The sequence below is a fragment of the Vibrio makurazakiensis genome (genome assembly GCF_050337375.1).
Taxonomy (GTDB): domain Bacteria; phylum Pseudomonadota; class Gammaproteobacteria; order Enterobacterales; family Vibrionaceae; genus Vibrio; species Vibrio makurazakiensis.
In genome coordinates this window covers 1-1,974 of the sequence record NZ_JAKJSW010000403.1, presented here as the reverse complement: position 1 = coordinate 1,974, position 1,974 = coordinate 1, and the positions used below count along the sequence as shown (strand labels likewise).

At 41.6% G+C, this 1,974-nt stretch carries 2 protein-coding genes; both read right to left on the bottom strand.

Going from position 1 to position 1,974, the window contains the following annotated elements; genetic code table 11:
- Positions 1-1,304, bottom strand: a 1,304-nt coding sequence (locus tag L4C33_RS21930; RefSeq protein ID WP_428814500.1) for a TolC family protein, incomplete at its 3' end; no start/stop codon positions are given.
- Positions 1,305-1,445: 141 nt separating this feature from the next.
- Complete coding sequence (locus L4C33_RS21925; RefSeq protein ID WP_428814499.1) at positions 1,446-1,673, bottom strand: hypothetical protein; 228 nt, start codon at positions 1,671-1,673, stop codon at positions 1,446-1,448.
- Positions 1,674-1,974: the final 301 nt, after the last annotated feature.

The window sequence follows — 1,974 nt, the reverse complement described above, 5'->3', positions numbered from 1 at the left end:
AAGTACAGTTCTGCATCAACTACCTCTAACGAATTTGATAAGCCTTGGTTGAACGCTTTTTTACGTAAAGATAGGTTGGCTTGAGCGAGTGATAAGCTGGATTCTAGGCCAATAACTTCTTCTACAGCTTGTTGCGCTTCAAGGTATGTCTTCTGAACAAGTACTGTTAAATCCTGCTTCGCTTGTGCTTTTAAGTATTTCACCTGTGAAACAGCACTATGAGCTGCTGAGACTTTTTCAGAACGCCCTGATGTATCGACAAGCGGGACGTTAACACCAATTCCCACTAACCAATCTGGTTTCATTTGGCTTGCTAATGAATCATCTTCATGAAGGCTGTAGTCGCCGTACAAATAGACCTCTGGATAGTACTTACCTTTTTCGGCTTTTATTAAGCTGCTTGCTTGTTTTTCTTTCGCATCAAGTAGATCTAGGCCAGGATAAGTCGATAGTGTTTGGTCAATAAAAACGCCCATTTCCGGTAAGTTTTCATTAACGAATAGTGACTCTGAAGGCTCAACAATTGAAGATTGTCCTAGTATTTGCCCAAGAGCCAATTGCGCGATATTGAGGTCACGCTGAGCTTTGTTTTTTTCGACGCGAGCTTTAGCTAGCGAAGCCTCTGCTTGCAAACGCTCGACTTTCGCGATTTGACCTTGTTGCTCAAGCTTAAGAGAGAAGTCTCTGTGTTGCGTTAAACCATTTTCGACCGCTTGACGAGTGTGTAGTACGTCTTTGGCTAACAGCACAGAAAAATAGTATTTAGTGAGATCTTCGTATCTAGCCTGTCGTTCCATCGCGAACTGGCTTTTGGCTTCTTCTGTTTTCCCTTCAGCTGCAGCTTGAGCAGCTGATATTCGACCACCAGTGAATATCGGCCAAATAGCGCGTATAGAAGATGTGAAAATATCGCGCTCGGTTATCGTAGATGTGATATCTCCGAGGGATGAAACTAACCCTGGAGCAATGGCTCCAATAGCAGACAAGCCTGCAGGGACGTTATTTAAGCTTTCTGAAAGTTGTTGCCCGCTAACGGTTACGTCAGTGTCTAGGCGAGTGTAGTTTGCGCCTAGGCTCACGGAAGGAAGGTTTAAACTATCAGAAGCACTTTGAATGTGTTGGTAACGTTCTAAGTTCGCTTGCTGTGCAGCTAACGAGTTATTGTTTTCTTGTAATAAGTGCCATGCATCGTCAAAAGATATGGGGGCGGCGACGCTAGAAAACGAAAGCAGACCTATAACTAAGCCAGCAGTAAAACGTTTGGATAGGCTGCATGCAAATTTTTGATTTTTAGAGAATGACATAGGCTCAAAATTAACATTAGAGTATTAGCTCTAATGTTAGCGTATGACTGGGCGATTGTCTTTAACTGATTAATGAACGAATAAAATTGAGTGCGTAAGAAATGAAAAGAGCGCTTAACGCGCTCTTTATGGGTTACTCATTTATTTCCAGCTAGGGCAGTGATGATCTGCTCGCCAAACAAGGTGCCGAGAGCCTTGCATTGTCTGTAGCAAGTCTTTTCCCGACATCTGCGGAAAAGCCAATAGCACTTTTAAGTCAGGCGAGGGAGATACTCCTTCCTCGTATGCTCGAACATGAGTAAAGGTTGATTGTAAGTTATCAAACAGCATGGCCTTAGAAAGGCAGATTCCGAAAGAGTCGCGTTCCATTGTTGGTTTCCTTATTAACAATGTTAATACGTAGTATTGGTATAAGCAGGTACGGAAACTTAGGTATGTATCATCACTTTATTTTAATGATTATGCGGCTTATTAGAATAATATTGATGGCTCTACTTAGGAGCGCTTGGTTGCCTGACGTTGTTAGATAGCATTTTTAAGTTTTCAATCTAGTCTAACTTGCTCGCTTTGTGAGCATCGGTTCATTAACTTTTAGACTAAATAGATTATAAATTGAATTTCATAGATTGTTCTAAAATCAACCTAAAATAGGAGTGATCTAGGTCAATAA